Origin of the sequence: Pseudomonas sp. A34-9, assembly GCF_029543085.1 — a bacterium.
Lineage (GTDB): Bacteria > Pseudomonadota > Gammaproteobacteria > Pseudomonadales > Pseudomonadaceae > Aquipseudomonas.
This window is the reverse complement of record NZ_CP119967.1, coordinates 3,657,066-3,680,366: the sequence shown is the minus strand read 5'-3', so window position 1 is coordinate 3,680,366 and position 23,301 is coordinate 3,657,066. Positions and strand designations below refer to the sequence as shown.

At 59.6% G+C, this 23,301-nt stretch carries 23 protein-coding genes and 1 tRNA gene; 15 read left to right on the top strand and 9 right to left on the bottom strand.

Annotation, left to right across the window (positions count from 1 at the left end):
• Positions 1-15: 15 nt before the first annotated feature.
• The 4 genes from P3G59_RS16325 (at position 16) to P3G59_RS16310 (ending at position 4,435) form a co-directional block, all read left to right on the top strand.
• Positions 16-1,311 (top strand): sialidase family protein, encoded by a 1,296-nt coding sequence (locus P3G59_RS16325; RefSeq protein ID WP_277758073.1) that lies wholly within the window; start codon positions 16-18, stop codon positions 1,309-1,311.
• The gene (locus tag P3G59_RS16320) at positions 1,311-1,922 is read left to right on the top strand and encodes a hypothetical protein (RefSeq protein WP_277758072.1); all 612 of its coding nucleotides are present in this window, start codon (positions 1,311-1,313) and stop codon (positions 1,920-1,922) included. The genes P3G59_RS16325 and P3G59_RS16320 overlap by 1 nt, the downstream gene beginning before the upstream one ends.
• A gap of 21 nt (positions 1,923-1,943) precedes the next feature.
• Entirely contained in the window at positions 1,944-3,971 is a 2,028-nt protein-coding gene (locus P3G59_RS16315) for an LTA synthase family protein (protein ID WP_277758071.1), read from the top strand.
• Between the two features lie 68 nt (positions 3,972-4,039).
• Positions 4,040-4,435 carry a DUF1801 domain-containing protein gene (locus tag P3G59_RS16310; RefSeq protein ID WP_277758070.1) on the top strand — a complete coding sequence of 132 codons (396 nt, stop codon included), beginning with the start codon at positions 4,040-4,042 and terminating at the stop codon, positions 4,433-4,435.
• A gap of 184 nt (positions 4,436-4,619) precedes the next feature.
• Here the strand turns inward: P3G59_RS16310 and P3G59_RS16305 are convergent, their stop codons facing one another.
• The 7 genes from P3G59_RS16305 to P3G59_RS16275 all read right to left on the bottom strand — a co-directional run bounded on the left by P3G59_RS16305 (position 4,620) and on the right by P3G59_RS16275 (position 10,798).
• Positions 4,620-4,838, bottom strand: a complete 219-nt coding sequence (locus P3G59_RS16305; RefSeq protein WP_277758069.1) for a hypothetical protein — start codon at positions 4,836-4,838, stop codon at positions 4,620-4,622.
• Positions 4,839-5,038: 200 nt separating this feature from the next.
• Positions 5,039-6,718 carry an MFS transporter gene (locus P3G59_RS16300; RefSeq protein WP_277758068.1) on the bottom strand — a complete coding sequence of 560 codons (1,680 nt, stop codon included), beginning with the start codon at positions 6,716-6,718 and terminating at the stop codon, positions 5,039-5,041.
• Between the two features lie 188 nt (positions 6,719-6,906).
• Positions 6,907-7,674, bottom strand: coding sequence for a phosphonate ABC transporter, permease protein PhnE (gene phnE, locus P3G59_RS16295; protein WP_277758067.1), 768 nt, complete (start codon positions 7,672-7,674; stop codon positions 6,907-6,909).
• Positions 7,671-8,495, bottom strand: a complete 825-nt coding sequence (locus P3G59_RS16290) for an ABC transporter permease subunit (RefSeq protein ID WP_277758066.1) — start codon at positions 8,493-8,495, stop codon at positions 7,671-7,673. Before P3G59_RS16290 ends, phnE begins: the two co-directional genes overlap by 4 nt.
• Positions 8,489-9,286 (bottom strand): ATP-binding cassette domain-containing protein, encoded by a 798-nt coding sequence (locus tag P3G59_RS16285; RefSeq protein WP_277758065.1) that lies wholly within the window; start codon positions 9,284-9,286, stop codon positions 8,489-8,491. The genes P3G59_RS16290 and P3G59_RS16285 overlap by 7 nt, the downstream gene beginning before the upstream one ends.
• On the bottom strand, positions 9,283-10,146 hold the full coding sequence (locus P3G59_RS16280) for a putative selenate ABC transporter substrate-binding protein (RefSeq protein ID WP_137216861.1): 864 nt from the start codon (positions 10,144-10,146) through the stop codon (positions 9,283-9,285). The genes P3G59_RS16285 and P3G59_RS16280 overlap by 4 nt, the downstream gene beginning before the upstream one ends.
• 253 nt (positions 10,147-10,399) lie before the next feature.
• Positions 10,400-10,798, bottom strand: coding sequence for a RidA family protein (locus tag P3G59_RS16275; protein ID WP_277758064.1), 399 nt, complete (start codon positions 10,796-10,798; stop codon positions 10,400-10,402).
• A gap of 114 nt (positions 10,799-10,912) precedes the next feature.
• On the opposite strand from P3G59_RS16275, the gene P3G59_RS16270 reads away from it, so the two are divergent.
• Together P3G59_RS16270 and P3G59_RS16265 are read left to right on the top strand one after the other, a co-directional pair.
• A complete protein-coding gene (locus P3G59_RS16270; RefSeq protein WP_277758063.1) occupies positions 10,913-11,878 on the top strand; it encodes a LysR family transcriptional regulator in 966 nt (321 codons plus the stop codon).
• A 157-nt stretch (positions 11,879-12,035) separates the two neighbouring features.
• Positions 12,036-13,091 carry a radical SAM protein gene (locus P3G59_RS16265; RefSeq protein ID WP_277758062.1) on the top strand — a complete coding sequence of 352 codons (1,056 nt, stop codon included), beginning with the start codon at positions 12,036-12,038 and terminating at the stop codon, positions 13,089-13,091.
• Here the strand turns inward: P3G59_RS16265 and P3G59_RS16260 are convergent.
• The gene (locus P3G59_RS16260; RefSeq protein WP_277758061.1) at positions 13,062-13,949 is read right to left on the bottom strand and encodes a LysR substrate-binding domain-containing protein; all 888 of its coding nucleotides are present in this window, start codon (positions 13,947-13,949) and stop codon (positions 13,062-13,064) included. The two genes, P3G59_RS16265 and P3G59_RS16260, sit on opposite strands and share 30 nt — an antisense overlap.
• 113 nt (positions 13,950-14,062) lie before the next feature.
• On the opposite strand from P3G59_RS16260, the gene P3G59_RS16255 reads away from it, so the two are divergent.
• From P3G59_RS16255 to P3G59_RS16220, 8 genes are all read left to right on the top strand, one after another.
• Positions 14,063-15,115, top strand: a complete 1,053-nt coding sequence (locus P3G59_RS16255; RefSeq protein WP_277758060.1) for an agmatine deiminase family protein — start codon at positions 14,063-14,065, stop codon at positions 15,113-15,115.
• Positions 15,116-15,118: 3 nt separating this feature from the next.
• On the top strand, positions 15,119-16,027 hold the full coding sequence (gene aguB, locus P3G59_RS16250) for an N-carbamoylputrescine amidase (protein WP_277758059.1): 909 nt from the start codon (positions 15,119-15,121) through the stop codon (positions 16,025-16,027).
• Between the two features lie 2 nt (positions 16,028-16,029).
• Positions 16,030-17,133, top strand: coding sequence for an extracellular solute-binding protein (locus P3G59_RS16245; protein WP_277758058.1), 1,104 nt, complete (start codon positions 16,030-16,032; stop codon positions 17,131-17,133).
• 53 nt (positions 17,134-17,186) lie between these two features.
• Entirely contained in the window at positions 17,187-18,308 is a 1,122-nt protein-coding gene (locus P3G59_RS16240) for an agmatine deiminase family protein (RefSeq protein ID WP_277758057.1), read from the top strand.
• Between the two features lie 50 nt (positions 18,309-18,358).
• Positions 18,359-19,381 (top strand): GlxA family transcriptional regulator, encoded by a 1,023-nt coding sequence (locus P3G59_RS16235; protein WP_277758056.1) that lies wholly within the window; start codon positions 18,359-18,361, stop codon positions 19,379-19,381.
• Between the two features lie 183 nt (positions 19,382-19,564).
• Complete coding sequence (locus P3G59_RS16230) at positions 19,565-20,359, top strand: nitrilase-related carbon-nitrogen hydrolase (RefSeq protein WP_277758055.1); 795 nt, start codon at positions 19,565-19,567, stop codon at positions 20,357-20,359.
• 437 nt (positions 20,360-20,796) lie between these two features.
• Positions 20,797-21,162 (top strand): DUF6124 family protein, encoded by a 366-nt coding sequence (locus tag P3G59_RS16225; protein WP_277758054.1) that lies wholly within the window; start codon positions 20,797-20,799, stop codon positions 21,160-21,162.
• Positions 21,163-21,278: 116 nt separating this feature from the next.
• Complete coding sequence (locus P3G59_RS16220; protein WP_277758053.1) at positions 21,279-21,635, top strand: DUF6124 family protein; 357 nt, start codon at positions 21,279-21,281, stop codon at positions 21,633-21,635.
• A 215-nt stretch (positions 21,636-21,850) separates the two neighbouring features.
• Here P3G59_RS16220 and P3G59_RS16215 read toward each other — a convergent pair whose 3' ends face one another.
• A complete protein-coding gene (locus tag P3G59_RS16215; RefSeq protein WP_277758052.1) occupies positions 21,851-22,885 on the bottom strand; it encodes an alpha/beta hydrolase in 1,035 nt (344 codons plus the stop codon).
• A 319-nt stretch (positions 22,886-23,204) separates the two neighbouring features.
• On the opposite strand from P3G59_RS16215, the gene P3G59_RS16210 reads away from it, so the two are divergent.
• Positions 23,205-23,279, top strand: a tRNA-Gln gene (locus P3G59_RS16210).
• The last annotated feature ends 22 nt before the right edge of the window (positions 23,280-23,301 follow it).

Below are 23,301 nucleotides of genomic sequence, written 5' to 3'. Positions count from 1 at the left end.
TGCCGCGAGTCCACTATGCGTGCGTTGTCCTTTCGCTTGACGTTCATTCTCGGCAGCCTCGCGGTGTGCCTGATTTTTCTCGCGGCGTGGCGCAGCCATCCGTCCCACGTGCTGGCGCCCTTCGCGCGCTCGACAGTGCCGGTTGATGCCACACGGCAAGCCACCGAACCGATGTACAACAGCCGTTTTGTCTCCTCGCAACTGGACGATTTTGTGCACTCGTCATCGGTCACGGCGCTGCCCGGCGGCGACCTGATGGCGGTGTGGTTTGCCGGCTCGCGCGAAGGTGCTGCCGACGTGCAGATCCGCACCGCGCGGTTCGACGCGAAAACCGCGGAGTGGGGCGCCGAGCATGTGCTGGCGACCCGTGAATCCACGCGTGACGGCACGCGCCGCTACATCCGTAAACTCGGCAACCCGGTGATCGCTCTCGCGCCGGACCAGCGCTTGTGGATGTTCTATGTGTCGGTGTCCATCGGCGGCTGGGCCACCAGTGCGATCAATGCGATGGTCTCCGAAGACTTCGGACGCAGTTGGTCGACGCCACGGCAATTGATCACCTCGCCGTTTTTCAACATCAGCACGCTGGTGCGCGCCGCACCGGTGTTTCATGCCGACGGCTCGATCGGTTTGCCGGTGTATCACGAATTCATGGGCAAGTTTGCCGAGTATCTGTACCTGAGTGCCGATGGCGCGGTGATCGACAAATTCCGCATCAGCCGAGGCAAACACTCGTTGCAGCCGACCATTGTGCCGCTGGACAGCCAGCGTGCCGTTGCGATGTTGCGCTATGCCGGCGAGACTCATCATCGCGTGCTCGCCAGCCACACCTACGACGCCGGCCAGACCTGGAGCGAGCCGTATCCGCTGGAGCCGGCCAACCCCAACTCGTTGCTGGCGGCGGTGGGCACGGCCGATGATGGCTTGCTGGTCGCGCTCAACGATCTGCAGGACGGCCGTTTCAAACTCAGCCTGTATGGCACCGATGCCAACCTGAATGACTGGCGCAGTGTCATCGATCTGGATCAATCGCCCGATCCGCTCGGCCAGCCGTTCGCCCCCGAAGCCTACAAGGCGATTATCGGCGAAGGCTTCAGGGCCTCCAGTGGCGCGCGACGCCTGCCCTTGGAGCAACGCTTTTTGAGCAATCTCGACTACCGCGTGTGCAAGCCGCGCGGCTGTGATTTCGAGTACGAGTACCCGTATTTCAGCCGGGGTCCGGACGGTCTCTATCACCTGGTGTATTCGTGGAATAACACCTTCATCAAACATGTCAGCTTCAACGATGCGTGGCTGGCGGAGCGCCTGTGATGATGTTTCCCTGGCAAGCCCATTTGAGTTTTGTCCTGCTCGGTTTTGTTCTGCTCAGTACGCTTGGCCTGACCCGGCGCTGGCGGCCGTGGTTGCTGCCGTTGTTGGCACTGGCCGGTTTTGTCCCGGTCGGCGAGCTGCCGCTGGCGGCCTATGTGCGCAGTTTTACCGATGATCTGGCGATCACCACGCTGGTGTTGCTGGGCTGGGTCAGCCTGCTGCGGTTAGGCGTGATTGAGCCGTTGCCAACGATCAAGCGCGTTCAGGTGCTGGTGTTGTTCAGCGTGTTGGCGGCAATTTTGTACCCGGCCACCATGGGCCTGACCTATGTCGATCCGTACCGCTGGGGCTTCAATCCACGACCGATGCTGGTGCTGGTCGGGCTGACGACGTTGCTGCTGTTGTGGCTGCGCAATGGCCTGGGCGTGGCGATGCTGGCGCTCGGCACGCTGGCCTTCGCGCTACGTCTCAAGGCCTCGGAAAACTATTGGGACTACCTGATCGATCCCCTACTGGTGGGCTATTGCCTGGTGGCCGGCGCGGCACTGTGCGTGCGCGAAATCTGGCGTCTGCTGCGTCCGGTTGCGGCCGCACCGACGTCTTCAATCTGAATCACCACACAGAGGTCAACGATGGGTTGGTTGCAATCGCGACGCCTGCGCTACGGCGTAGGGGCGGCAGGTTTGGCGTTTTTACTGTTGGCCACACTGCGGCTGGTGTTTGTGCTGGGTTTTTCCGGTCTCGACGTCAGCGCGTTTGCCGACAACCCGCAACTGTGCGAAACCCTCGGCATCGGTCTGCGCTTCGACCTGCGTCTGGCGGTGCTGTTGATATTGCCGCTGGCCGTATTGGCCTGGCTGCCGCGCTGGAACCTGACGCGTGTGGCGCTGCTGCACCGTGTAGCGCGAGGCTATTGGTTGCTGGCGTTGGGTGGGGTCGGTCTGGTTTACATCATCGATTTTGGCCATTACGCCTACCTCGGCGTGCGCATCAACGCCACGGTGCTGCGGTATTTGGAAGATGCGCAGATTTCGCAGCAGATGATTTGGGAAAGCTACCCGGTGCTGTGGATTGCCCTCGGCTGGCTGGCGGTGCTGGCGCTGTGGTTCTACGGATTCCTGCGCCTGGAACGCGCGACGCTGGCGCGGCAACCTCGGTTCATCCGCCGTACCTCGCGAGCCTTGGGCGCTGGATTCGGCTTAGTCACCGTGCTGCTGGCGTTGCTCGGTCGCGTCGAACATCTCAATCTGCAAAATCCGGTGCCGTTGCGCTGGAGCGATGCGTTTTTCTCCGGCAATGCGCAGATTGCCGCCGTAGGCCTGAACCCGGTGCTGTTCCTGTACGACACGCTCAAGGCCGGGCAGGCGCAATTCGATGAAGCCCAGGTGCGCGAGCATTACCCGGCGATTGCGCGGTACTTGGGTGTCGATCAGCCGGACCCGCAACGCCTCACCTTCGAGCGACAGCAAACTGTGCAGCCGTATCGGCTCGCGGGCGCGCCGAACGTGATGTTCGTCATGCTCGAATCGTTGGGCACCAGCGCGGTGGGCGCCTACGGCAACCCGCTGAACCCGACGCCGAATCTCGATCAACTGGCGACCGAGAGCTGGTTTTTTCGACACTTTTACGTGCCGGTCACCGGCACCGCAAAAACCGTGTGGGCGAGCATCACCGGGGTGCCGGACGTGACCCGTCAGGAGACGGCCACCCGCCATCCGCTGATCACCCGCCAGCACACGCTGATCAATGCGTTCAGCGATTATCAGAAGCTCTACATGATCGGCGGCAACGCCGGCTGGGCAAACATCAATGCGCTGATTCAGCAAAGCATCGAAGGCGTGCAGCTGTATCAGGAAAGCGACTGGCGTTCGCCGCTGGTGGACGTGTGGGGGATTTCCGACCTGGATCTGTTCAAGGAAAGCGACCGCATCCTGCGTGATCTGCCCAAGGACCGCCCCTTCTTCGCCTACGTGCAAACCTCGGGCAACCACCGGCCGTTCACCATCCCCAAGGACAACGACGGTTTCCAGATCAGTAATCTGTCGCTTGCGCAGGTGCAAGCGGCCGGCTCACGCAGCGTCGAGCAATACAACGCCGTGCGCCTGCTGGACTTCAACATCGGCAAACTGATGGAACTGGCCAAGGCCGGCGGCTATTACGACAACACGATTTTCGTGTTCTTCGGCGACCACAACACCCGCATCAGCCAGATCCCGCACATGCCGCCGGCCTTCGAGCAACTGGGCCTGGAAAGCAACCATGTGCCGATGCTGATTCATGCGCCGGGCTTGCTCAAACCCAAGGTCATCGATGAGGCGGTAGGACTGGTGGACCTGTTGCCGACCGTGGCGGGCATGGCCGGTATCCCGTTCAACAACGGCGCCATGGGCCGTGATGTTCAACAACCAGCGCCAGAAGGCGAACGCGTGGTGCCGCTGGTGTTGCGTGAAGGCACCTTCCCGTTGATTGGCGGCGTGACTCAACATCATCTGCTGCAAATGCAACACGACGGCAGCGCGCCGACCTTGCACGACTTGCGCTCGGCAACACCGCGAGACAACGTCGCCGAGCAGAATCCTGTCGAATTCCAGCGGCTGGTCGAGCTGACGCGGGGGCTGCATGAAAGTGCGCGGCTGATGCTGTATCGCAACGTGCGCTGAGGGCGAACTGGCGGGGGCAAAAGGCGAGGGCTAGAGTTGTTTCTATCCTGTATGTCGAGAGTTCTGCGATGACGAAAGCAGAGGGCAATGAATCCGCGTCGACACTCATCGACCAACGCATCGCCGAACTGGGCGACTGGCGCGGTGAAACGCTGGCACAAATCCGCGCAATCGTGCACAAGGCTGATCCTGAAGTGGTCGAAGAGTGGAAATGGCGGGGTGTGCCGACGTGGTCGCATGGCGGCATTATCAGTACCGGCGAGACGTACAAGACTGCAGTGAAAATGACCTTCGCCAAGGGCGCTTCACTGGATGATCCGGCCGGGTTGTTCAATGCCAGTCTGGAGGGCAATACGCGGCGGGCGATTGACTTTCATGAGGGTGAGCGGATTGATGAAAAGGCGTTGATTGCGCTGATTCGGGCGGCCGTGAAACTCAATACGGCGAAGAAGCCCTCACCCTAGCCCTCTCCCAGAGGGAGAGGGGACTGACCGAGGTGGTTGCGCGAGGTACGCCGACGTGCAATTGCGCGTCGAACTCAGGTCTTGAAAAAACCGGAGATGGGCTCTCCTTGTCCCTCGTCTCGTTGTGGGAGAGGACTGGGGTGAAAGGCTAAATCCAACAGACCGTGGCGATCGCCTTGAACCACTAATTACCGTCGGCCACTTTGCGTTCGATCTCATCGACCTTGCGCTGCAGCGTTTCGGCGTCCTGTTCCTTCACTCTTGTGGACGAGGGCGTGATGACTTCATCCACGGCTTCGGTGTCATCATCTCTGTCTTCAAGATCGCGCTTGACCACATTTACCGGTTTGCCGGACGTATCGGTGGGCGGGGCGTTCGGGGTTTTGCTGTCATCGTTATTCATTGTGTTGACCTCCATGGGTGTAAACATTGGAGGTGAACCTGTGGCGAGCGTTCGATATTTTTGCGACGCAGTGGAATGAGCGGTACGCGATGCGTCGATGCAACAGCTCAGCTGTAGGAGCTGCCGCAGGCTGCGATCTTTTGATTCCAAAAACAAGATCAAAAAATCGCAGCCTGCAGCAACACCTGCAGTGATCGGGTTCAGTCCTTGAGAATGTCGCGATCCTTGGTTTCCGGCAGGAAGAACGTGCCCAGTACCGCCGTCATCACCGCAATCACGATCGGGTACCACAAGCCGTAATAAATATCCCCGGTCGCGGCAACCATGGCAAAAGCCACCGTCGGCAGGAAGCCGCCAAACCAGCCGTTACCAATGTGATACGGCAGCGACATCGAGGTGTAGCGAATGCGGGTCGGGAACAGCTCGACCAGCCACGCCGCAATCGGGCCGTAGACCATGGTCACGTAGATCACCAGTACGGTGAGCAGGAGCAGCACCATCGGATAGTTGGTTTTCGCCGGGTCGGCTTTCTCCGGATAACCGGCATCTTTGAGTGCAGTGCCGAGGGTCGCGGTGAACGCATCGTTGCGGGTCTTGAAGTCGGCGGCCGGTAGCGCACTGCCTTCGAAACTCTCGACGACTTTGTCGCCAATGCGCACTTGCGCGACGGTGCCAGGTTCGGCGATCACGTTCTCATACGGGATCGCCCGTTTCGCCAGCAGGGTCTTGGCCAGGTCGCAGGAGCTGGTGAATTTGGCCTTGCCCACCGGGTCGAACTGGAACGAGCATTGATCGGGGTTGGCGATCACTTTGACCGGGTTCTTCTCCTGAGCGATGAACACGTCGGGGTTACCGTACTGGGTCAGCGCATGGAAGATCGGGAAGTAGGTCAGCGCCGCCAGCATGCAGCCGACCATGATGATCGGCTTGCGCCCGATGCGGTCGGAGAGGCTGCCGAAAATCACGAAGAACGGCGTGCCGATCAGCAGCGAACCGGCGATCAACAGGTTGGCGGTTTGCGGGTCGATCTTCAGTGTCTGCAACAGGAAGAACAACGCGTAGAACTGCCCGGTGTACCAGACCACCGCTTGCCCCGCTGTACCGCCGAGCAGCGACATGATCACTACTTTGAGGTTGTCCCAGCGCGCGAAGGATTCGGTCAGCGGCGCTTTCGACGCCTTGCCTTCGGCCTTCATCTTCTGGAATACCGGCGACTCGCTCAGTTGCAGGCGGATGTACACCGAGACGATCAGCAGCAGGATCGACAGCAGAAATGGAATCCGCCAGCCCCACGCCTCGAAGGCTTCGGTGCCCAGCGCGGTGCGGCAGGCGAGGATCACCAGCAGCGACAGAAACAGGCCAAGGGTCGCGGTGGTTTGAATCCATGAAGTGAAGAAGCCGCGCTTGTTGCGTGGCGCGTGTTCGGCCACATACGTCGCTGCACCGCCGTACTCACCACCCAGCGCCAGGCCTTGCAGCAAGCGCAGGGTAATCAGAATGACCGGGGCGGCGACGCCGATGGTTGCATAGCCGGGCAACAGACCGACAATCGCCGTTGAGACACCCATGATGACGATGGTGATGAGAAACGTGTGCTTGCGCCCGATCATGTCGCCGAGCCGGCCGAACACGATCGCCCCGAATGGCCGCACCGCAAACCCCGCTGCAAACGCCAGCAGGGCAAAAATGAATGCGGTGGTTTCGTTGACGCCGGCGAAGAAGTGCTTGGCGATGATCGCCGCCAGCGAGCCGTAGAGATAAAAGTCGTACCACTCGAAAACCGTACCGAGGGACGAGGCGAAGATGACCTTGCGTTCCTCTTTGGTGATGCCGCCGCTGCGCGGTGGACTGCCGGTGGATGTTGTGTCGATTGTGGCCATGGGTGTTCTCCGTCGTGCTTATTGTTAAAGGCCGGAGTCCCCCGTTACTGCTTATCGCACTCTGGCCTTGTGGCAAATGCCGCCATTGCTTTCGCGTGAAACTTGCACAGTCTGACCGCCTCGCATGGCTGCAAGGTTTCCTTGAGCATAATCAGCTTTTGCCAGATATCCACTTGCCAGCCTGCGCACTAGGCCTTGACCCAACGCTGGCGGCTCCAGGCACTCAGCCAGTCGACCACAAACACCAGCCCCAGCATCGCCAGAATCACCGTACTGGCCTGGGCTTCTTGAAACAGGCTGAGGCTCACATAGAGCATCTGCCCGAGCCCGCCGGCGCCGACAAAACCCAGCACGCTGGCCATGCGAATATTGTTTTCCCAGCGATACAGAATGTACGCAAGCAACTGCGGCGCAAGGTTCGGCAACGTCCCGTAGCAGAAGGCCAGAATCGGATTGCCACCCTGCAAACGAATGGCTTCGGCCGGTTGCGGCGGGGTGTTTTCCAGGGCTTCGGCGAACAAGCGGCCGAGCACGCCGGTGGTGTGCAAGGCGAGGGCGAGGGTGCCGGCGTTCGGGCCGAGGCCGGCGGCAAGTACCATCAGCGCGGCCCAGACCAGTTCCGGAATCGCCCGCAAGGCGTTGAGCAGCAGGCGCGAGGCACTTTGCAGCGGCCAGCCGAAACGCCCGGCGGCAGGCAACGCAAGGACGATGCCGAACACCGCCGCGAGTAGGGTGCCGAGGGCCGACATCGCCAGGGTTTCCATCGAACCATGCAAGATGGCTTTCAGGTAAGCCGCGCTCAGATCCGGGCTCAGAAAGCGCTGCACATACGCGCCCATCTGCTTGAGACTGGTGGCGCTGCCCAGTTCACCGAGATCCAACCCCAGATAAGCGAACGAGGCAATCACTGCCAGCGCAATGCTGGCGATCAGCAGCAAGTTGATCAGGCGACTCATGTCAGCCTCCAGCGCAGCAGGCGACTGAGTTGATCGGCGGCCAGGACCAGCATCAGGAAGCACAACAGAATGCTGGCGACTTCACCGCCAGCGAACATGCGGATCGACAGATCGATCTGCTGACCCAGGCCTCCGGCGCCAACGAAACCCATCACCACCGATGCGCGAATCGCACATTCCCAGCGATAAACCGTGTACGACAATAACTCCGCCGCGACATTGGGCAAGGTGCCGTAAGCAAACGCTGCAAGACGGCCGCTGCCAGCCTGGATCAGCGCATGCGCCGGGCGCTGGTCAGTCGATTCGAAAATCTCCGCGTAGACCTTGCCGAGCATGCCGCTGTAAGTAATGGCAATGGCCAGTACCCCCGCTGCCGGACCCAACCCGACGGCGCGCACGAACAACAGTGCCCAGACAATTTCCGGCACGCTGCGCAAAAAGATCAGCAAGCCGCGCACCGGCCAGCGCAGCAGACGCCCCAGCCGGCTGGGCACGCCACCGCGCGAGGCGGCAGACAGCGACAGCGCTCGGCTGGCAATCAGGCCGGCCGGTATCGCCAACAACAGCGCCAAGGCCATGCCGGCGGTGGCGATGGCCAGTGTTTGCAGGGTGGCTTTGAGCAGTAACTGCAGAAACGCTTCGTCGTGCGCAGGAGGCCAGAATTGCGCGACAAAACGGCCCATCTCATTCTGGCTGTCGGGCAGCAGCACACCCAGATTCAGTTCGCTGAGCTGGACGCCCGGCCACAGCAAGGCAATCGCCAGCAACGTCAGCAGCAATCGCGGCCACGCCGCCGGATCGCGTGAATCAGCTTTCAGCATCGTGGAATCTGCACAGTCAAAGGCGCCACCGCAGCGCTCGGCGATTGCAGTTTTTCGTTGGCGTACAGCGCATCGAGCATTTCATGGCTGACTTGCCCGGAAGGGCAGTCGAACAGAATCTGCCCGTCGCGCAGACCGATGATTCGAGGGAAGTGCGACAACGCCAGATCCACCGCATGCAGGCTGGCCACCAGCGTTACGTTGTGCTCGCGAGCGTGGCGCGAGAGGATCGACAGGGTGTGCCCGGCCATGACCGGATCCATGGCCGACACCGGTTCGTCAGCCAAGAGGATTTCTGGCGCCTGATACAGCACGCGGGCAATACCGACACGCTGCAACTGGCCGCCAGACAATTGCTGGCAATGGGCGAACAATTTGTCCCCCAAGTCCAGCCGTGCGAGTGCCGCGCGCGCACCGGCCACATCCAGTGGATGCAACAGGTTCAAAAGACTTTTGCCCAGACTCCATTGGCCGAGCTTGCCGGCCAGCACCGCCGTGACCACGCGCTGACGCGGCGGCAACGGCGGCGCCTGATGTACCAGACCGATTCGTGCGCGCAGGCGCTGACGCTGGCGGGCCGACAAGTGCCAGGCGGGTTCGCCCAGCACTTCAATTTCGCCGCTGCTGGGCCGCAATGCGGTGGCCAGCAGGTTGAGCAAACTCGATTTTCCGGCCCCGGACGGGCCGATGATGGCGACCTGTTCGCCAACGCCAATCTGCAAATCGACACCGCGCAGGGCGTCGACTCCATTGGCGTGGCGCAGGCTGCCCTGGTTGAGGCTCAGGGTCATTTGAGCAGTTCGGCGGCGCGGGCGGCTTCCTCGATGCCCTTGTAGTTCTCGGGTTTGGTGTCGATGAAGCGGCTGGCGGCTTGCAGATCAAGAATCTTCTTCTGCTCAGGGTTGGCCGGGTCCAGATCAAGGAAGGCTTTCTTGATTTTCGCTGCCAGTGCCGGGTCGAGGGTGCCGCGCACGGTCCAGTTGTAATCGAAGTAGGTCGGGGTGGTGGCGAAGACTTTGACCTTATTGGTGTCGACCTTGCCGGCGTCGACCAGTTTTTGCCAGACACTGGCGTTCAGCACCCCGGCGTCAACCTTGCCAGCCTGCACCCAGGCCACGGTGGCATCGTGTGCGCCAGAGTAGGCGACGCGACTGAAATACGCTTCAGGCTTGATGTTGTCGTTTTTCAGCATGAAGTAGCGCGGCATCAGGCTGCCGGAGGTGGACGACACCGAGCCGAAGGCGAAGGTTTTGCCCTTCAGGTCGGCGAGGCTATGCACATTCGGGTCGGCGGTGATGAATTTGCTGGTGAACTGCGCATCCTGTTCACGCTGCACCAACGGAATGACCGGCGTGGTCGCGTCGGTCTTCAAACGCGCCTGCACAAACGTGAAGCCGCCGAGCCAGGCCATGTCGAGGCGATCGGTCGCCAGGGCTTCGACCACTGCCGGGTAATCGGCCACCGGCACGAACTGCACCTTCATGCCCAGTTGCTGTTCCAGATAGGCACCCAGCGGTTCGAATTTGCGCAGCAGTTCGGTCGGGGCTTCATCGGGAATCGCGCTGACCCGCAAAACGTCAGCGGCTTGCACCATCAAAGTAGAAAAGGACAGGGCCAGGCCAGCGGTCAGTGCCAAGGTTCGTTTGAGCATGGAATTCTCCGTTTCGTAAGCGTCAAAAAGCGATAGGCCGCCGCTGCAAGATCAACGCGGGGTGCAACGTCAGGGTAGACGAAACGGCGAGGTTATACGCATTCGAGGCGGCAAAGGCCAGCATTGGAGCTTTACGATGTTTTACGCCCTGTCCCTGTCGGAGCTACGGCACGCTGCGATCTTTTGATGGTGATTTTAAAGGTCAACATCCAAAGATCGCAGCGTGCCGTAGCGCCTGCAGGTTTGATGCCTGTCAGGATCCAGGCAGCTTGGCAATCACCTTGATCTCAAAATCAAACCCATACAGCCAGGTCACGCCAACAGCCGTTACCGTCGGATGCGGCGCCTCGCCCCAGAACTCAGTCAGCACGACATCCCAGATCGTCTCGAATTTGGCCGGGGGGTCGACGATGAACACGGTGACATCGACCACGTCATCGAAGCTGGCACCGGCCTCTTCAAGGATTGCATTGAGGTTAGTGAAAGCCTGACGCACCTGGTTTTTCAGGTCCGGCTCGGGCGTGCCGTCCTCGGTGCTGCCGACCTGTCCCGAGACAAACAGAAAACCATTGGAACGAATCGCCGGCGAGTAGCGATGGCGGTCATAGAGCGTGCGGCGTGCGGGTGGGAAAACTACATCGCGCTGAGTCATCGGGGTGTCTCCATCGGTGAGTTGATGGAGCCACTTTAGGTATTTGCACCCGAGCGATAAACGCGCAAGCTTGGCGTTCACTGTTTGTTAAATCCAAACAATCGGGGGCGCACCTTGGACCGTTTTGACGCAATGCAAGCCTTTGCCCGGGTGGTCGAGGCGGGGAGCTTCACCAAAGCGGCGGAAACCTTGCACATGAGCAAGACCACCGTAACCCAACTGGTTCAGCAACTGGAGGCGCGCCTGCGGGTCAAGTTGCTCAATCGCACCACGCGCAAGGTCAACGTCACCGCCGATGGCGCCGTTTATTACGAGCGAGTGATCAAGTTATTGGCGGATATGGACGACGCCGAAAGCAGCCTGCCTGGCGCGGCGGCGTTGCCCAAGGGCCGGCTGCGCGTGGACGTCCCAAGTCCGCTGGCACGGCTGATTCTGGTGCCGGCCCTGCCTGAGTTTCACGCGCGTTATCCGGACATTCAGATCGACATGGGCGTCAGCGACCGCATCGTCGACATTATTGATGAGAACGTCGACTGCGTGGTGCGTGGGGGCGAACTCATGGACCTGTCGTTGATGGCGCGCAAGGTCGCCGATCTTCAGTTGGGGGTGTTTGCTGCGCCGCAATATCTTGCTCGCGCCGGTACGCCTGCGCATCCGCGGGACCTGGAAGACAGCCATCATCGCGTCGTCGGTTTCCTCTGGGCGCGCACCGGCAAACCGGTGCCATATGCGTTGCACAATGCCCAGGAAAACCTGCAGATCAAAGGTCGGCATATCCTCGCGGTCGATGACGGCAACGCCTACCTGGCGGCAGGGCTGGCGGGCATGGGTGTGTTGTGGCTGCCCACGTACATGTCCGATGCGCATGTGGCCTGCGGTGAGCTGGTGCCACTGTTCAAAGACTGGCAACTGGAGCCAATGCCGCTCTATGTGGCGTATCCACCGAACCGGCATGTCAGCCTGAAGTTGCGAGTGTTTATCGATTGGATCGTGGCGTTGATGGCCCAGTACAAAAGTGGTGCGGTTATTGCTTCCATGTGCACAGATGCCGTCAAAAAACCAACTCAATCGGCGACCTGAAGACGTGCAGTGATGAGATGCATGGCTTTCGAACCACGGAGCTTCACCCCTAATGAATATGTACATCGATATTGTCGGCGCCTGCAATCTGAGCTGCCCGTCCTGCCCAATGGGTAACTCGGAAAACCTCAACTTCAAAAAAGCCATGCAGATCGACATGTTCAAACAGATTGTCGAGAAGGCCCGCACAGAAGGGGTCCAGTCGATTTATCTGTACAACTGGACCGAGCCTTTGGTTCATCCAAAAATTGGCGAGTTTATCGAGGTCATCAATGCTGCCGGCATGGGCAGCGGCATCAGCACCAACCTGAATCTCGCCAAGAATATGGAAAAGGCCTTGATGGCCGAGCCAAGTTACTTCCGTATTTCGCTCTCGGGTTTTTACCAGGAGACCTACGAAAAGGGCCATGTCGGCGGCGATATCGAAGTTGTAAAACAAAACATGATCGCCCTGCAGGAGATCAAACAGCGTCTGGGTCTGAGGACCCGCGTTGATGTTTACTATCACCGCTACCTGGATAACATCGAAGAAGAATCACTGATGCGCGAGTTCAGTGAGCGTCTTGGCTTCATGTTCACCACCGGCTATTCCGTGATGATGCCGCTGGAGAAGACACTGGCCATTGTCGAACGTGACCCGTCTGTCACGGCTACGGACATCGACACCCTGAAACGCCTCGCACTGCCGCCGTACGACGATCTCGTCAACGTCATCCAGAACTTTCCCAAGATGGCGTGCACGCTCAAGGATGACTGGCTGGTCATCGACTGCAATGGCAATACGGTGCTGTGCTGCACGATCTTCAATCAGACCGAGTATCAGGTCGGCAAGTACCTCGACATGCCGCTTGCAGAACTGACGCGGCGCAAATCGACGCAGAAAAACTGTGTCGACATGTGCGACCGCTGCGCCAATAAAGGCCTGCATATCTACTCGATGCATCCCAATCAGGGGGTGCTGGAGCGGCACGCGGTGAATCGCATCCTCGATTTCGAGCAGCGTGCCAGCCAGGGTCTGCCGGTGGAGAGCGAGCAACTGGGGCGTGCCGGCGAAGTCAGCGCAGAAAACTTTGATGAAGCCCAATACCTTCGATTGAATGACGATGTCAGGATCGCGGTCGCCCAGGGAGGCTTCTCCAGCGCCTATCAGCACTACGTGCTGTGTGGCCGGCTCGAAGGACGACTAGGGGCCGGGGTTTTCTCGGCTGTTTGAGTCAAGGCTCAGATGGGCGGATAACCACTCGATAAAAGACCTCGCCATGGGGTCATTTTCACTGTCACGGTGGGTCAACAGTGTCCAGTTTGGCCCGCGGATAGTCGCCTCGACCAGCGGTTGCAACAAGCCGTCAGCGCGCGCCTGACGGCTTAGCAACTGACTCACCAGCGCAATCCCAAGTCCCGCGCAAGCCGCGTCCAGCAGCAGCCCCGGGTCGGAAAAATTCAACCCCTGAGCCTGCTGGCCGACATCGATACCGGCCTCGACCGCCCAATGACTCCAGTCCATTTCTCGCTCGCCATGCAAGGTGCTGCGTTGCGCTGTCGGCGTATTCAGCAGGCGCGGATGGCAAGCCGGGTAAAGTCGATCGGTGTGCAGCACTTTGAAACTGCACTCAGCCTGCGCGCTGATATCGTCGCGAACCGCCAGGTCGATGGTCTGCGTGGCCATGTCCGGCACCTCGTCGGTACTGTAGATCCACAGATCCACGTCGGGATGCTGATCGCGAAAGTCCGCCAACCTTGGCAACAACCAATGCCGGGCAAACGCCGGCGTCGTGTTGAGTACCAGTTGATTGGGTTTTTGATACTGCCCCAGCCGCCGAATACCCACCGCCAATTGCTGCAACATCGCTTGCGTGGTGCTGAGCAAATCGTGGCCGGCATCGGTCAACGCCACGCTGCGACCGCTGCGGAAAAACAGCGGCTGTTCCAGGTAAGCCTCAAGGCTGCGGATCTGCTGACTGATCGCCGACTGGGTGAGGTTCAATTCTTCGGCGGCCTTGTGAAAACTGCCCAGCCGGGCAGCGGCTTCAAAGCCGCGCAGCGAGCTGAGTGGCGGCCAGTGCTTGAGCATGATCGATAAGTTCCTCTAATCAGTTGTGCGCTAAATCCATCGTTTGTTAGCTGTTTTTATGGCCCGTAGCATAGGCGCCATTGAACACAACAGCTTAACTGACGAGGCTTATCATGCAGCACAACGAGATTAAAAACAGCGGTTGGATGATGCCGGCCGAATGGGTGACACACGCGGCGACGTGGATGGTCTGGCCACATAACGAGGCACTGTGGCAATCCGCTTGGGGTGTGACCTTGCCGCTGGTACAGAAGGATTTTGCCGGCGTGGCGAATGCCATCGCCCGCTTCGAACCGGTGAAAATGGTCGTTGATCCGTCGGCCATCGCCAGCGCCAAAGCCCTATGTGGGCCGAACGTCGAGCTGATCCCGTTGGCGGTCAATGACAGCTGGTTCCGTGACTCCGGTCCAAGCTTTGTCTGCCACCCGCAACAAGGGCTTGCCGGTGTCAGCTGGCGCTTCAACGCATGGGGCGGCAAGTCGGCGCATGATCTGGACGAAAGCGTGGCACGGCGTGCGCTCAATCACTTGGGCCTGGAGTGCTTCGGCACGCCGCTTAGCAACGAAGGCGGGGCGATTCATGTTGATGGCGAGGGCACGCTGATCACCACTGAATCGGTGCTGCTCAACCCCAATCGCAACCCCGGCATTGGCAAAGCCGAGATGGAAGAAATCTTCAGCCGCCTGCTCGGCGTGAAGAAAACCATCTGGTTGCCGGGCGATCCGGACTATGTCACCGGCGACGTGACTGACGGCCATGTCGACGGTGTCTGCGCCTTCGCCCGTCCGGGTGTGCTGCTGGTGGATGCGACCCATGATCAAAGCTCGGTGTACGCCGAAGTGGCTCGGGAAAACCGTCGTGCGCTGGAACTGGCGACCGATGCTCACGGCCGTAAATTCGAGCTGATTGAATTGTTCGAAGCCTCCGAGGCGGTGGATACCGACGCCGAAGTGTTCTGCGCGTCCTACACCAATTTCTACATCGCCAACGGCGCGATCATCATGCCGGCGTACGGCATCGAGGCTGACAACGTCGCGGCGAAAGTATTGGAGCAAGCCTTCCCCGGTCGCGAAGTGGTGCCGGTGCGGATCAATCATCTGGCCCATGGCGGCGGCGGTGTGCATTGCATTACCCAACAGCAGCCAGCCTGGCCTGTGGAGGGGTGAGCAATGTCCTTACTGACCCTCGCCACCACCCAGATGCCGTGCACCTGGGATTTATCGAGCAACCTTGATCGTGCCGAGCAACTTGTTCGCGACGCGGCGAAGCAGGGCGCACAGGTGATCCTGCTGCAGGAACTGTTCGCCACGCCGTACTTCTGCATCGAACAAAGCCATAAACACATGGCCTTGGCCGAGGAGTGTCGCGACAGCCGCGTGCTGGCTCGCTTCGCCGCGCTGGCCCGTGAGCTGGGCGTGGTGTTGCCGTTGAGCTGGTTCGAGAAGGCCGGCAATGCCTACTTCAATTCCCTGAGCGTGGCCGATGCTGACGGGCGTCTGTTGGGTGTGTATCGCAAGACTCACATCCCCAACGCCATCGGTTATCAGGAGAAGGAGTATTTCAGCCCCGGCGACACCGGTTTCAAAGTCTGGGACACCGCGTTCGGGCGCTTCGGCGTCGGCATCTGTTGGGATCAGTGGTTCCCGGAAACCGCCCGTTGCCTGGCGTTGATGGGCGCCGAAGTGCTGCTGTATCCGACCGCCATCGGCTCGGAACCTGGCTGTGCGGCGCTGGATTCTCGCGACCATTGGCAGATGACCATGCGCGGCCATGCCGCTGCCAATCTGCTGCCGGTGGTGGCGGCGAACCGGGTCGGGCGCGAAGTCGCGACCACCGATCCGAACCTGCAAATGAGCTTCTACGGCTCGTCGTTCATCAGCGACCACAAAGGCCAGTTGCTCGCCGAAGCCGACCGCGACAGCACCGGTGTGCGGGTGCACAGCGTTGATCTGACCGCGATGCGCGAAGAGCGTTTGAACTGGGGCATCTACCGCGATCGTCGCCCGGACATGTACGGGCCGCTGCTGAGTCAGGACGGCCGCCACCTCCATGCACGCTGGAACACTCAAGGGGTTTGATTATGGTTACCCACCACAAACGCTTGCTCGGTGCGATTGGCCTGGCATTGACCTGCTTCATGCCGTCGCTGCACGCCGAAGATAAAACCCTGCGGCTGTACAACTGGGCCGATTATTTCGCCGAAGACTCCCTGAGCCGTTTCACCGCCGAAACCGGGATCAAGGTGATCTACGACGTTCTCGATGGCAGCGAAACGCTAGAGGCGAAGATGCTGTCCGGCGGCAGCGGTTACGACCTGATCTTTCCCGGCGACACCGTGGCCGAACGCTTGGTACGCGCCGGCAGCCTGATGGCGCTGGATCAATCGAAGCTCACGGCAATGGATGACATCGAGCCCGGTTTACGGAAACTGCGCAGCCACTACGAGCACTCGCAAAAAGCCACGGTCCCCTACACCTGGGGCACCATCGGCCTGACCTACAACGAAGAGCAGATCAAACAGCGCATGGCCGATGCGCCGGTCAACATTCTTTACATGCTGTTCAAGCCGGAGCTGGCCGCGAAGTTCGCCAGCTGCGGTATCTCGGTGATCGACTCGCCGGACGAAGTACTCGCCGTCGTACTCAATTACCTTGGCCGCGATCCGCGCAGCGCGAAACCGGCGGATCTGGCCGCAGCCAGTGATTTACTGATGAAACTGCGACCGTACATCCGCAAGTTCCAGTCGCAACCAGTGACCGATCTGGTCAACGGCAATCTGTGCCTGTCCCTCGGCTACAGCGGTGACATGACCCAGGCGCAACGCACCTCGGACAGCGCCGGCAAACACACCAGATTCCAGTACCGAGTACCTCGCGAAGGCACGACGATCTGGATGGATACCATGGCCATTCCCGTGGACGCCCGGCACCCGGAATACGCCTACGCGTTCATCAACTTCGTCATGCGCCCGGAGAACATGGCGGCAATCAGCAACGCCACCGGTTACCCGACGTCCAGCGCCAAGGCGCGGGCCGGTGTCGATGCGGTGATGCGCGACAACCCGGACATCTATCTCGACGAAGCGACCTACTCTCGGTTGATTACCGGCAAGGACATTTCCCAGGCCGATATGCGCGCACGCATGCGCACCTGGACCAAATTCAAGACTGCCACCGGCCAATGATCCATGGCCGGCGAGCAATCGCCGGCCTTTACCGATATTCAGGAAACGTACACATGACGACTCGTCGCGATTTCATCAAACAGGCCTCGGTGGTTGCCGGTGTCAGTGCTGCGGTCATGGGCCTCGGCCTGTCGCCGCGCACCGTACTCGCGGATGCGCAGGGCCGCTGGTTCATGCCCGACGAGGGCGACAAACATGAGCGCGCCTACATCGCTTTCGGCGCGCAAGATGCGATCTGGGAAGACTTCACCGAAGACGTGCGAGAAGCCCTCGGCCGCGTCGCCCGCGCCATCGCCCGGTTTGAACCGGTCACCGTGTTCTGCCGTAAAAACGAGCGCAGCATCGCCGAAGAGTTCTGCGGCACACGCAACATCACTTATGTCACCGCTGCACTCGATGACATCTGGATGCGCGACATCAGCGCCAATTTCGTCATCGACGACAAGGGCGGGCTCGGTGCCGTGGACTTCAACTTCAGCGGCTGGGGCAACAAACTGCAGCACAGCAAAGACGCGAAAATCGCCCGACTTGTGGCCGACGATGCGCAAGCGACCTATCAGCGCAGCGAACTGGTGGGCGAGGGCGGCGGCATCGAAGTCGATGGCCATGGCACCGGGATCATGACCGAGAGCAGCTGGATCAACAGCAACCGCAACCCTGACTGGAGCAAGGCTGACGTCGAGGCTGAATTGAAGGAACGTCTGGGCCTGCGCAAAATCATCTGGCTGCCGGGGATCAAGAACAAAGACATCACCGATGCCCACGTCGATTTCTATGCACGCTTCATCAAACCCGGCGTGGTACTTGCCAACCTCGACACCGACCCCGAATCCTACGATCACAAGGTCACGCTGGCGCACCTGGAAATCCTCAAAAACGCCACGGACGCTGACGGTCGCAAACTGCAGATCCACACGATGTCGCCGCCGCTGAAGCCGCGCAAAAGCAAGTTCAACCAGAACAATCCCGACTTCGCCGCCGGCTACATCAATTACTTCGTGATCAATGGCGCGATTATCGCCCCGGAGTTCGGCGATAAAGCGGCAGACAAAAAGGCCTTCGATCTGCTCTCGCAGTTGTATCCGCAGCGCGAAATCGTCCAGCTGAACATCGATGCCATCGCCGCCGGGGGTGGCGGAATTCACTGCGTCACCAGTCATCAACCACAGGCGTGATTGACTCTGACGCGGATCAAGCCAACTATCGGCGCATAACAACATGACCGATGGACCCGAACTTGATCGAACGACGCCAATTCAGCGGAGGCATGAAGGGGAAAAACCTCCGCTATCTGAATGAGCAATCCGCTGACACCCGCGTGACCCGCACCGGTTTTCTGCTGCTCGAACACTTTTCACTGCCGGCCTTCACCCAGGCGCTGGACACGATCATCACCGCCAATCTGTTGCGTGCAGAGCTGTTTGCTTCGCGTACATTCGGATTAGGTGAGGGTGAGGTGGTGAGTGATCTGGGTTTGGTCATTCGCCCGGATGCACGGATTGATCCGGCGGCGCTTCAGGAGCTGGATCTGCTGGTGGTGTGTGGAGGTTATCGCACCGAACTGAAGGCCACGGATGAGTTGACCAGTCTGTTGCGCACGGCGGCGGAGCGGGGCGTCAGTCTCGCCGGGTTATGGAATGGCGCGTGGTTTCTAGGCCGCGCTGGTTTGCTCGACGGCTACCGCTGCGCGATCCACCCGGAACATCGTCCGGCGCTCACCGAGATTGCCAAGGCCACGCAAGTCAGCAGCGAACCCTACGTCATTGATCGCGACCGGCTCACCGCGTCGAGCCCGTCCGGGGCGTTCCACATGGCGCTGGACTGGATCAAAGGCTTGCACGGCAAGGCGCTGGTCGAGGGTATCGAAGATATTCTGGCGTTTGAAGAGTCGCGGTATCGGCGGATCAAACCGGATGAAAACATCTGCGTCAGTGCGCCGCTGCGTGAAGTGGTGAAGTTGATGGACGCCAACCTCGAAGAGCCGCTGGAGCTGGAACAACTGGCGGTTTACGCCGGTCGATCCCGCCGTCAGCTCGAACGCTTGTTCAAGGAACAACTAGGTACCACCCCGCAGCGTTATTACCTGGAACTGCGCATTACCGAGGCGCGGCGACTGTTGCAACACACCGAGTTGTCGCAGGTGGAAGTGCTGGTGGCGTGTGGCTTCGTCTCGCCGAGTCATTTCAGCAAATGCTATAGCTCGTATTTTGGTTATCGCCCGTCAAAAGAGAAACGCCTGGTCAAATAACCCAAGCCGTTACCAGCCCAAGTTCACTTCGGATTTCCAGACCGACGTTGTTTACGGTTGACTGGTCCGATGCGGCGCGGGTGGCTTGCCTGACATCCGGTAAAGATATAGTCCAGACCTGACGCCGCCCAATGCAAGATAATTCCGGGCCCAGACGCCTCCCCATAATGGTTGGAAGAATTCATGCTGACCGCTTTTTTGCAGTACCCGGTTTCATTTGGCGACCCAGCAGCAAATTTCAATAAAATTCGCGATGCCGTTGGCTCGGCACAATTTGATCTCTTGGTAATGCCCGAGCTTTGCACCATCGGCTACTTTCACGGCTCGCGTGAGGCATTGTTTCTTCATGCTGAATCGGCGCTCGATGGGCCAACGGCGCAGTTTTTACTGCAGCTGTCGGCAGAAAAGAATGCAACGCTGATTGCGGGCATCGCCGAGCGTGACGGCGATCAAATCTATAATACGGCGATTGTCGTATCGCGCGGGCGCTGGCTGGGAAAACAGCGCAAGTGCCACCTGTCTCGTATAGAAAAGCTGATCTTCACCCCGGGCGATTCATTAGCGTGTTTCGATGACGGAATCTGCCGTTTCGGCGTTCTTACCTGTTTCGACCTTTGGATGCCAGAAGCCGCTCGCCTGTTAGTGCGCCAAGGTGCGCAGTTACTGTGTTGTCCAGCCAACTATGGTGGGCCTTGGACAACCCAGCTTGCGCGCATTCGCGCAATGGAAAACGCCACTCCGCTGATCTGTGCCAATCGTACGGGTATGGAAATGTACGCGGGCGCAGAGGCGACATTCCGAGGTGAAAGCCAGATTGTCGGGCCGATGGGAGAAGTCTGGACTTGCGCCACAGAAGAGACGTCGCTGGGTTTGTCGATAATCGACCCGGCTGCACACGTCCTCAAGGCGAATCCTATGTGTGATGACTTGATGGCAGAGGCAAGCCGCTACGCTTTATCAGGCCCACACTTAAAATGAACTGATGGCAATAACGCGATCTGACCCAACTCTTTGCCAAGGCACCCCAGCACCAGGGCGTGCAGGCTGTTTAAACACCATTTCGCGCACACGTTTAACTTACACGCACTGTTACGCCATAACGGCTACAACACCTTGCGCCGTTGCCTACGCGTACGCCAGAATCCGCCGGCTTACGCGCCTTGAGGCGGGCTGTATCGTTTCCCTGTCACTGCAAAACAGTGATCGGGTTTGGTAGCCCGTCTTCTAAGCGTTATGCGCCGCTATATGCAGTCTCTTTTCTGGGCTCGGTTTTATATGGTGGCCATGCGTGGGGCTCCTTCGGGAGCGCCGGGGTTTACTCGCTTAGACCGGTCTACCAACCTGCGCAATGGTCACCACCCTCGTTTGGTAGCGTGAGTGATGGCTCCTTATTCTTTGCTAAGCGAGTGTCATCTATGTTCAAAATTACGCCAAACCCGCCAGAAACCGACCCAATCCCTTACGACGCCGCACTCGAACCTCAAAACATCAAAGAGGCCACCGACCGCGCGATCAACTTCTACCTCAACCCCTCCGCGCTGAAAACCTCAATCCCCACCCGCAAGACCGGCAAGATCTACCTCATCGACCCCACGGTGGATAACGAAACACTGCTCGTCGAGGCGACTGAAACCTTGTCTTCCGCCAGTGACATGGCGCGTGAACTTGCCGATTCAATCGACAGTTCCCAGCGCCGAAAGATGCTGATCCTGCAACAGGTGATCATGCTCAGCGAGCTGGTGGTCGGCCGAGTTCTGGATAACCAGCGCTTGCCGCACTAGTCGCGGTGTAGATGGGTGAGGGGGCTTGCCCCTCATTGCACGGGAGCGTCGTGATCGCGGCGTTTCACGCCTTCTATCAAAGAGCCGCAAACGGTTCTTGCCTGGAGTTTCAGTTGATGTCCCAACCACCCGAACCACCGGTCACAGACCTGGTATCGCCGTACGCATCGCCCAACTCAAGAAAGCTCCACGAAGCGGCAGAACGTGCGCTTGATCATTACCTGTTGCCTGCCGCAATCATGGCCACACCCTATACGCCCAATGCGCTGTTCATGGCCAACCCGCAAGCAGACACCGAGTCGTTGCTGACCAACGCTTGCGGCTCCCTGGCGTCCGCCTCGGTCATGCTCGGTAATTTTGCCGGAATGCTGGAAGGGCCCAATCGCCATACCCTGCTGGGCATTGCGCAAGTGGTCATGTTGGGGGAGTTGGCGGTGAACAAGGCGTTGGATCTGGTTGTGCCAACCGAGTGATCGCGCACGTTAGTCGGGGTTGAGGGTGTCTGGTCGGGCGTGATCGCGAGCAGGCGAAGGCCTACATTTGAAATGCGTTCACCTGTAGGCCTTCGCCTGCTCGCGATGACGCCAGTTCAGGCAAACAATCTGCACAACGTGACCATCCCTCAAGCCTCAATCCCACCCTCAAACAATCAAGCAGTCAGCCTTTGCGGCTGACTGCTTTTTTGTTTCTACAGGTGATCCGCATCAATCACCGCTTTGGCAAACGCCTGCGGATCCTCCTGCGGCAGGTTGTGGCCAATCCCGCCGTTGATCAAACGGAACTGATACTTGCCGGTAAAGCGTTTGGCGTAATCCTCGGGCGCCGGGTGCGGCGCACCGTTGGCGTCGCCTTCAAGGGTGATGGTCGGCACGCTGATCGACGGCGCGGTAGCGAGTTTCTGCTCCAGCGCGGCGTATTTCGCTTCGCCCTGCACCAGGCCCAGACGCCAGCGGTAGTTGAACACGGTGATGTCGACGTGATCGGGGTTCTCCAGCGCTTTGGCGCTGCGGTCGAACGTGGCGTCGTCAAATTTCCACTGTGGTGAAGCGGTCTGCCAGATCAGCCTGGCGAAATCATGGGTGTTTTTCTGGTAACCGGCACGGCCACGGTCAGTCGCAAAGTAAAACTGATACCACCACTGCAATTCCGCCTTCGGCGGCAGCGGATTTTGCCCGGCAGCCTGATTGCCGATCAAATAACCGCTGACCGACACCAGCGCTTTCACCCGTTCCGGCCACAACGCCGAAACGATGTCCGCCGAACGTGCGCCCCAGTCATAACCGCCGAGCACCGCTTGCTTGATCTTCAGCGCGTCCATGAAGTCGATGACGTCGCTGGCCAGCGCCGCCGGTTGACCATTGCGCAGGGTGTCTTTGGAGAGGAATTGCGTATCGCCATAACCGCGCGCATAGGGCATCAACACCCGATAACCCTTGGCCGCCAGCAACGGCGCGACTTCGTCGTAGCTGTGAATGTCGTAGGGCCAGCCGTGCAGCAGGATCACCACCGGGCCATCTGCCGGGCCGGTTTCGGCATAGGCGACGTCGAGCACGCCGGCCTTCACGTGTTTCAGCGGACCGAAGGGCGAGGGCGCGGAGTAGCTGACGCTGGCCACTTCAGTGGTTTGCGCCTGAGCGCTGGCAAAGGCGCCGAACAGCGATACAGCCAGCATCGACAGGCCGAGTGCGGTAGCGGTTTTGCGGGTGTGCAGGGCCATCTTCATGGTGACGTCTCCTTTGCGAGCCTTTGGCCAAGGGTTCTGACTGAATCCTTGAAACCTTGCGTGCATTGGAGCGCGCAGACGTATCTGGCCTGTGTCGAAGAACGGCTTTGTTGAAAGTCGATGTGTCGCGGTGGGGTTCGTACACAGTGTGATACACGGCACCTGAAACGACTCGGCAGGGGCCTGATTCAGGCCAAAATAATAAGTCGCTGTTTTAAAACAAAAAATATTTCAATTCTCGCTTCCCAAAGCAAAAAAACCTTGGTAAATTGCGCCCCGTTCTCACAGCGAACCTAACGAAGTAGCTGGGAAGAGCAGTAGGGGCGTCGCCAAGCGGTAAGGCAGCAGGTTTTGATCCTGCCATGCGTTGGTTCGAATCCAGCCGCCCCTGCCATATTCGAAAAAACGCCAACTTC

Coding starts and splice junctions, on each gene's coding strand:
- P3G59_RS16325 (WP_277758073.1), top strand. CDS start 16: ATGCGTGCGTTGTCCTTTCGCTTGACGTTCATTCTCGGCAGCCTCGCG.
- P3G59_RS16320 (WP_277758072.1), top strand. CDS start 1,311: ATGATGTTTCCCTGGCAAGCCCATTTGAGTTTTGTCCTGCTCGGTTTT.
- P3G59_RS16315 (WP_277758071.1), top strand. CDS start 1,944: ATGGGTTGGTTGCAATCGCGACGCCTGCGCTACGGCGTAGGGGCGGCA.
- P3G59_RS16310 (WP_277758070.1), top strand. CDS start 4,040: ATGACGAAAGCAGAGGGCAATGAATCCGCGTCGACACTCATCGACCAA.
- P3G59_RS16305 (WP_277758069.1), bottom strand. CDS start 4,838: ATGAATAACGATGACAGCAAAACCCCGAACGCCCCGCCCACCGATACG.
- P3G59_RS16300 (WP_277758068.1), bottom strand. CDS start 6,718: ATGGCCACAATCGACACAACATCCACCGGCAGTCCACCGCGCAGCGGC.
- phnE (WP_277758067.1), bottom strand. CDS start 7,674: ATGAGTCGCCTGATCAACTTGCTGCTGATCGCCAGCATTGCGCTGGCA.
- P3G59_RS16290 (WP_277758066.1), bottom strand. CDS start 8,495: ATGCTGAAAGCTGATTCACGCGATCCGGCGGCGTGGCCGCGATTGCTG.
- P3G59_RS16285 (WP_277758065.1), bottom strand. CDS start 9,286: ATGACCCTGAGCCTCAACCAGGGCAGCCTGCGCCACGCCAATGGAGTC.
- P3G59_RS16280 (WP_137216861.1), bottom strand. CDS start 10,146: ATGCTCAAACGAACCTTGGCACTGACCGCTGGCCTGGCCCTGTCCTTT.
- P3G59_RS16275 (WP_277758064.1), bottom strand. CDS start 10,798: ATGACTCAGCGCGATGTAGTTTTCCCACCCGCACGCCGCACGCTCTAT.
- P3G59_RS16265 (WP_277758062.1), top strand. CDS start 12,036: ATGTTCAAACAGATTGTCGAGAAGGCCCGCACAGAAGGGGTCCAGTCG.
- P3G59_RS16260 (WP_277758061.1), bottom strand. CDS start 13,949: ATGCTCAAGCACTGGCCGCCACTCAGCTCGCTGCGCGGCTTTGAAGCC.
- P3G59_RS16255 (WP_277758060.1), top strand. CDS start 14,063: ATGCAGCACAACGAGATTAAAAACAGCGGTTGGATGATGCCGGCCGAA.
- aguB (WP_277758059.1), top strand. CDS start 15,119: ATGTCCTTACTGACCCTCGCCACCACCCAGATGCCGTGCACCTGGGAT.
- P3G59_RS16245 (WP_277758058.1), top strand. CDS start 16,030: ATGGTTACCCACCACAAACGCTTGCTCGGTGCGATTGGCCTGGCATTG.
- P3G59_RS16240 (WP_277758057.1), top strand. CDS start 17,187: ATGACGACTCGTCGCGATTTCATCAAACAGGCCTCGGTGGTTGCCGGT.
- P3G59_RS16235 (WP_277758056.1), top strand. CDS start 18,359: ATGGACCCGAACTTGATCGAACGACGCCAATTCAGCGGAGGCATGAAG.
- P3G59_RS16230 (WP_277758055.1), top strand. CDS start 19,565: ATGCTGACCGCTTTTTTGCAGTACCCGGTTTCATTTGGCGACCCAGCA.
- P3G59_RS16225 (WP_277758054.1), top strand. CDS start 20,797: ATGTTCAAAATTACGCCAAACCCGCCAGAAACCGACCCAATCCCTTAC.
- P3G59_RS16220 (WP_277758053.1), top strand. CDS start 21,279: ATGTCCCAACCACCCGAACCACCGGTCACAGACCTGGTATCGCCGTAC.
- P3G59_RS16215 (WP_277758052.1), bottom strand. CDS start 22,885: ATGAAGATGGCCCTGCACACCCGCAAAACCGCTACCGCACTCGGCCTG.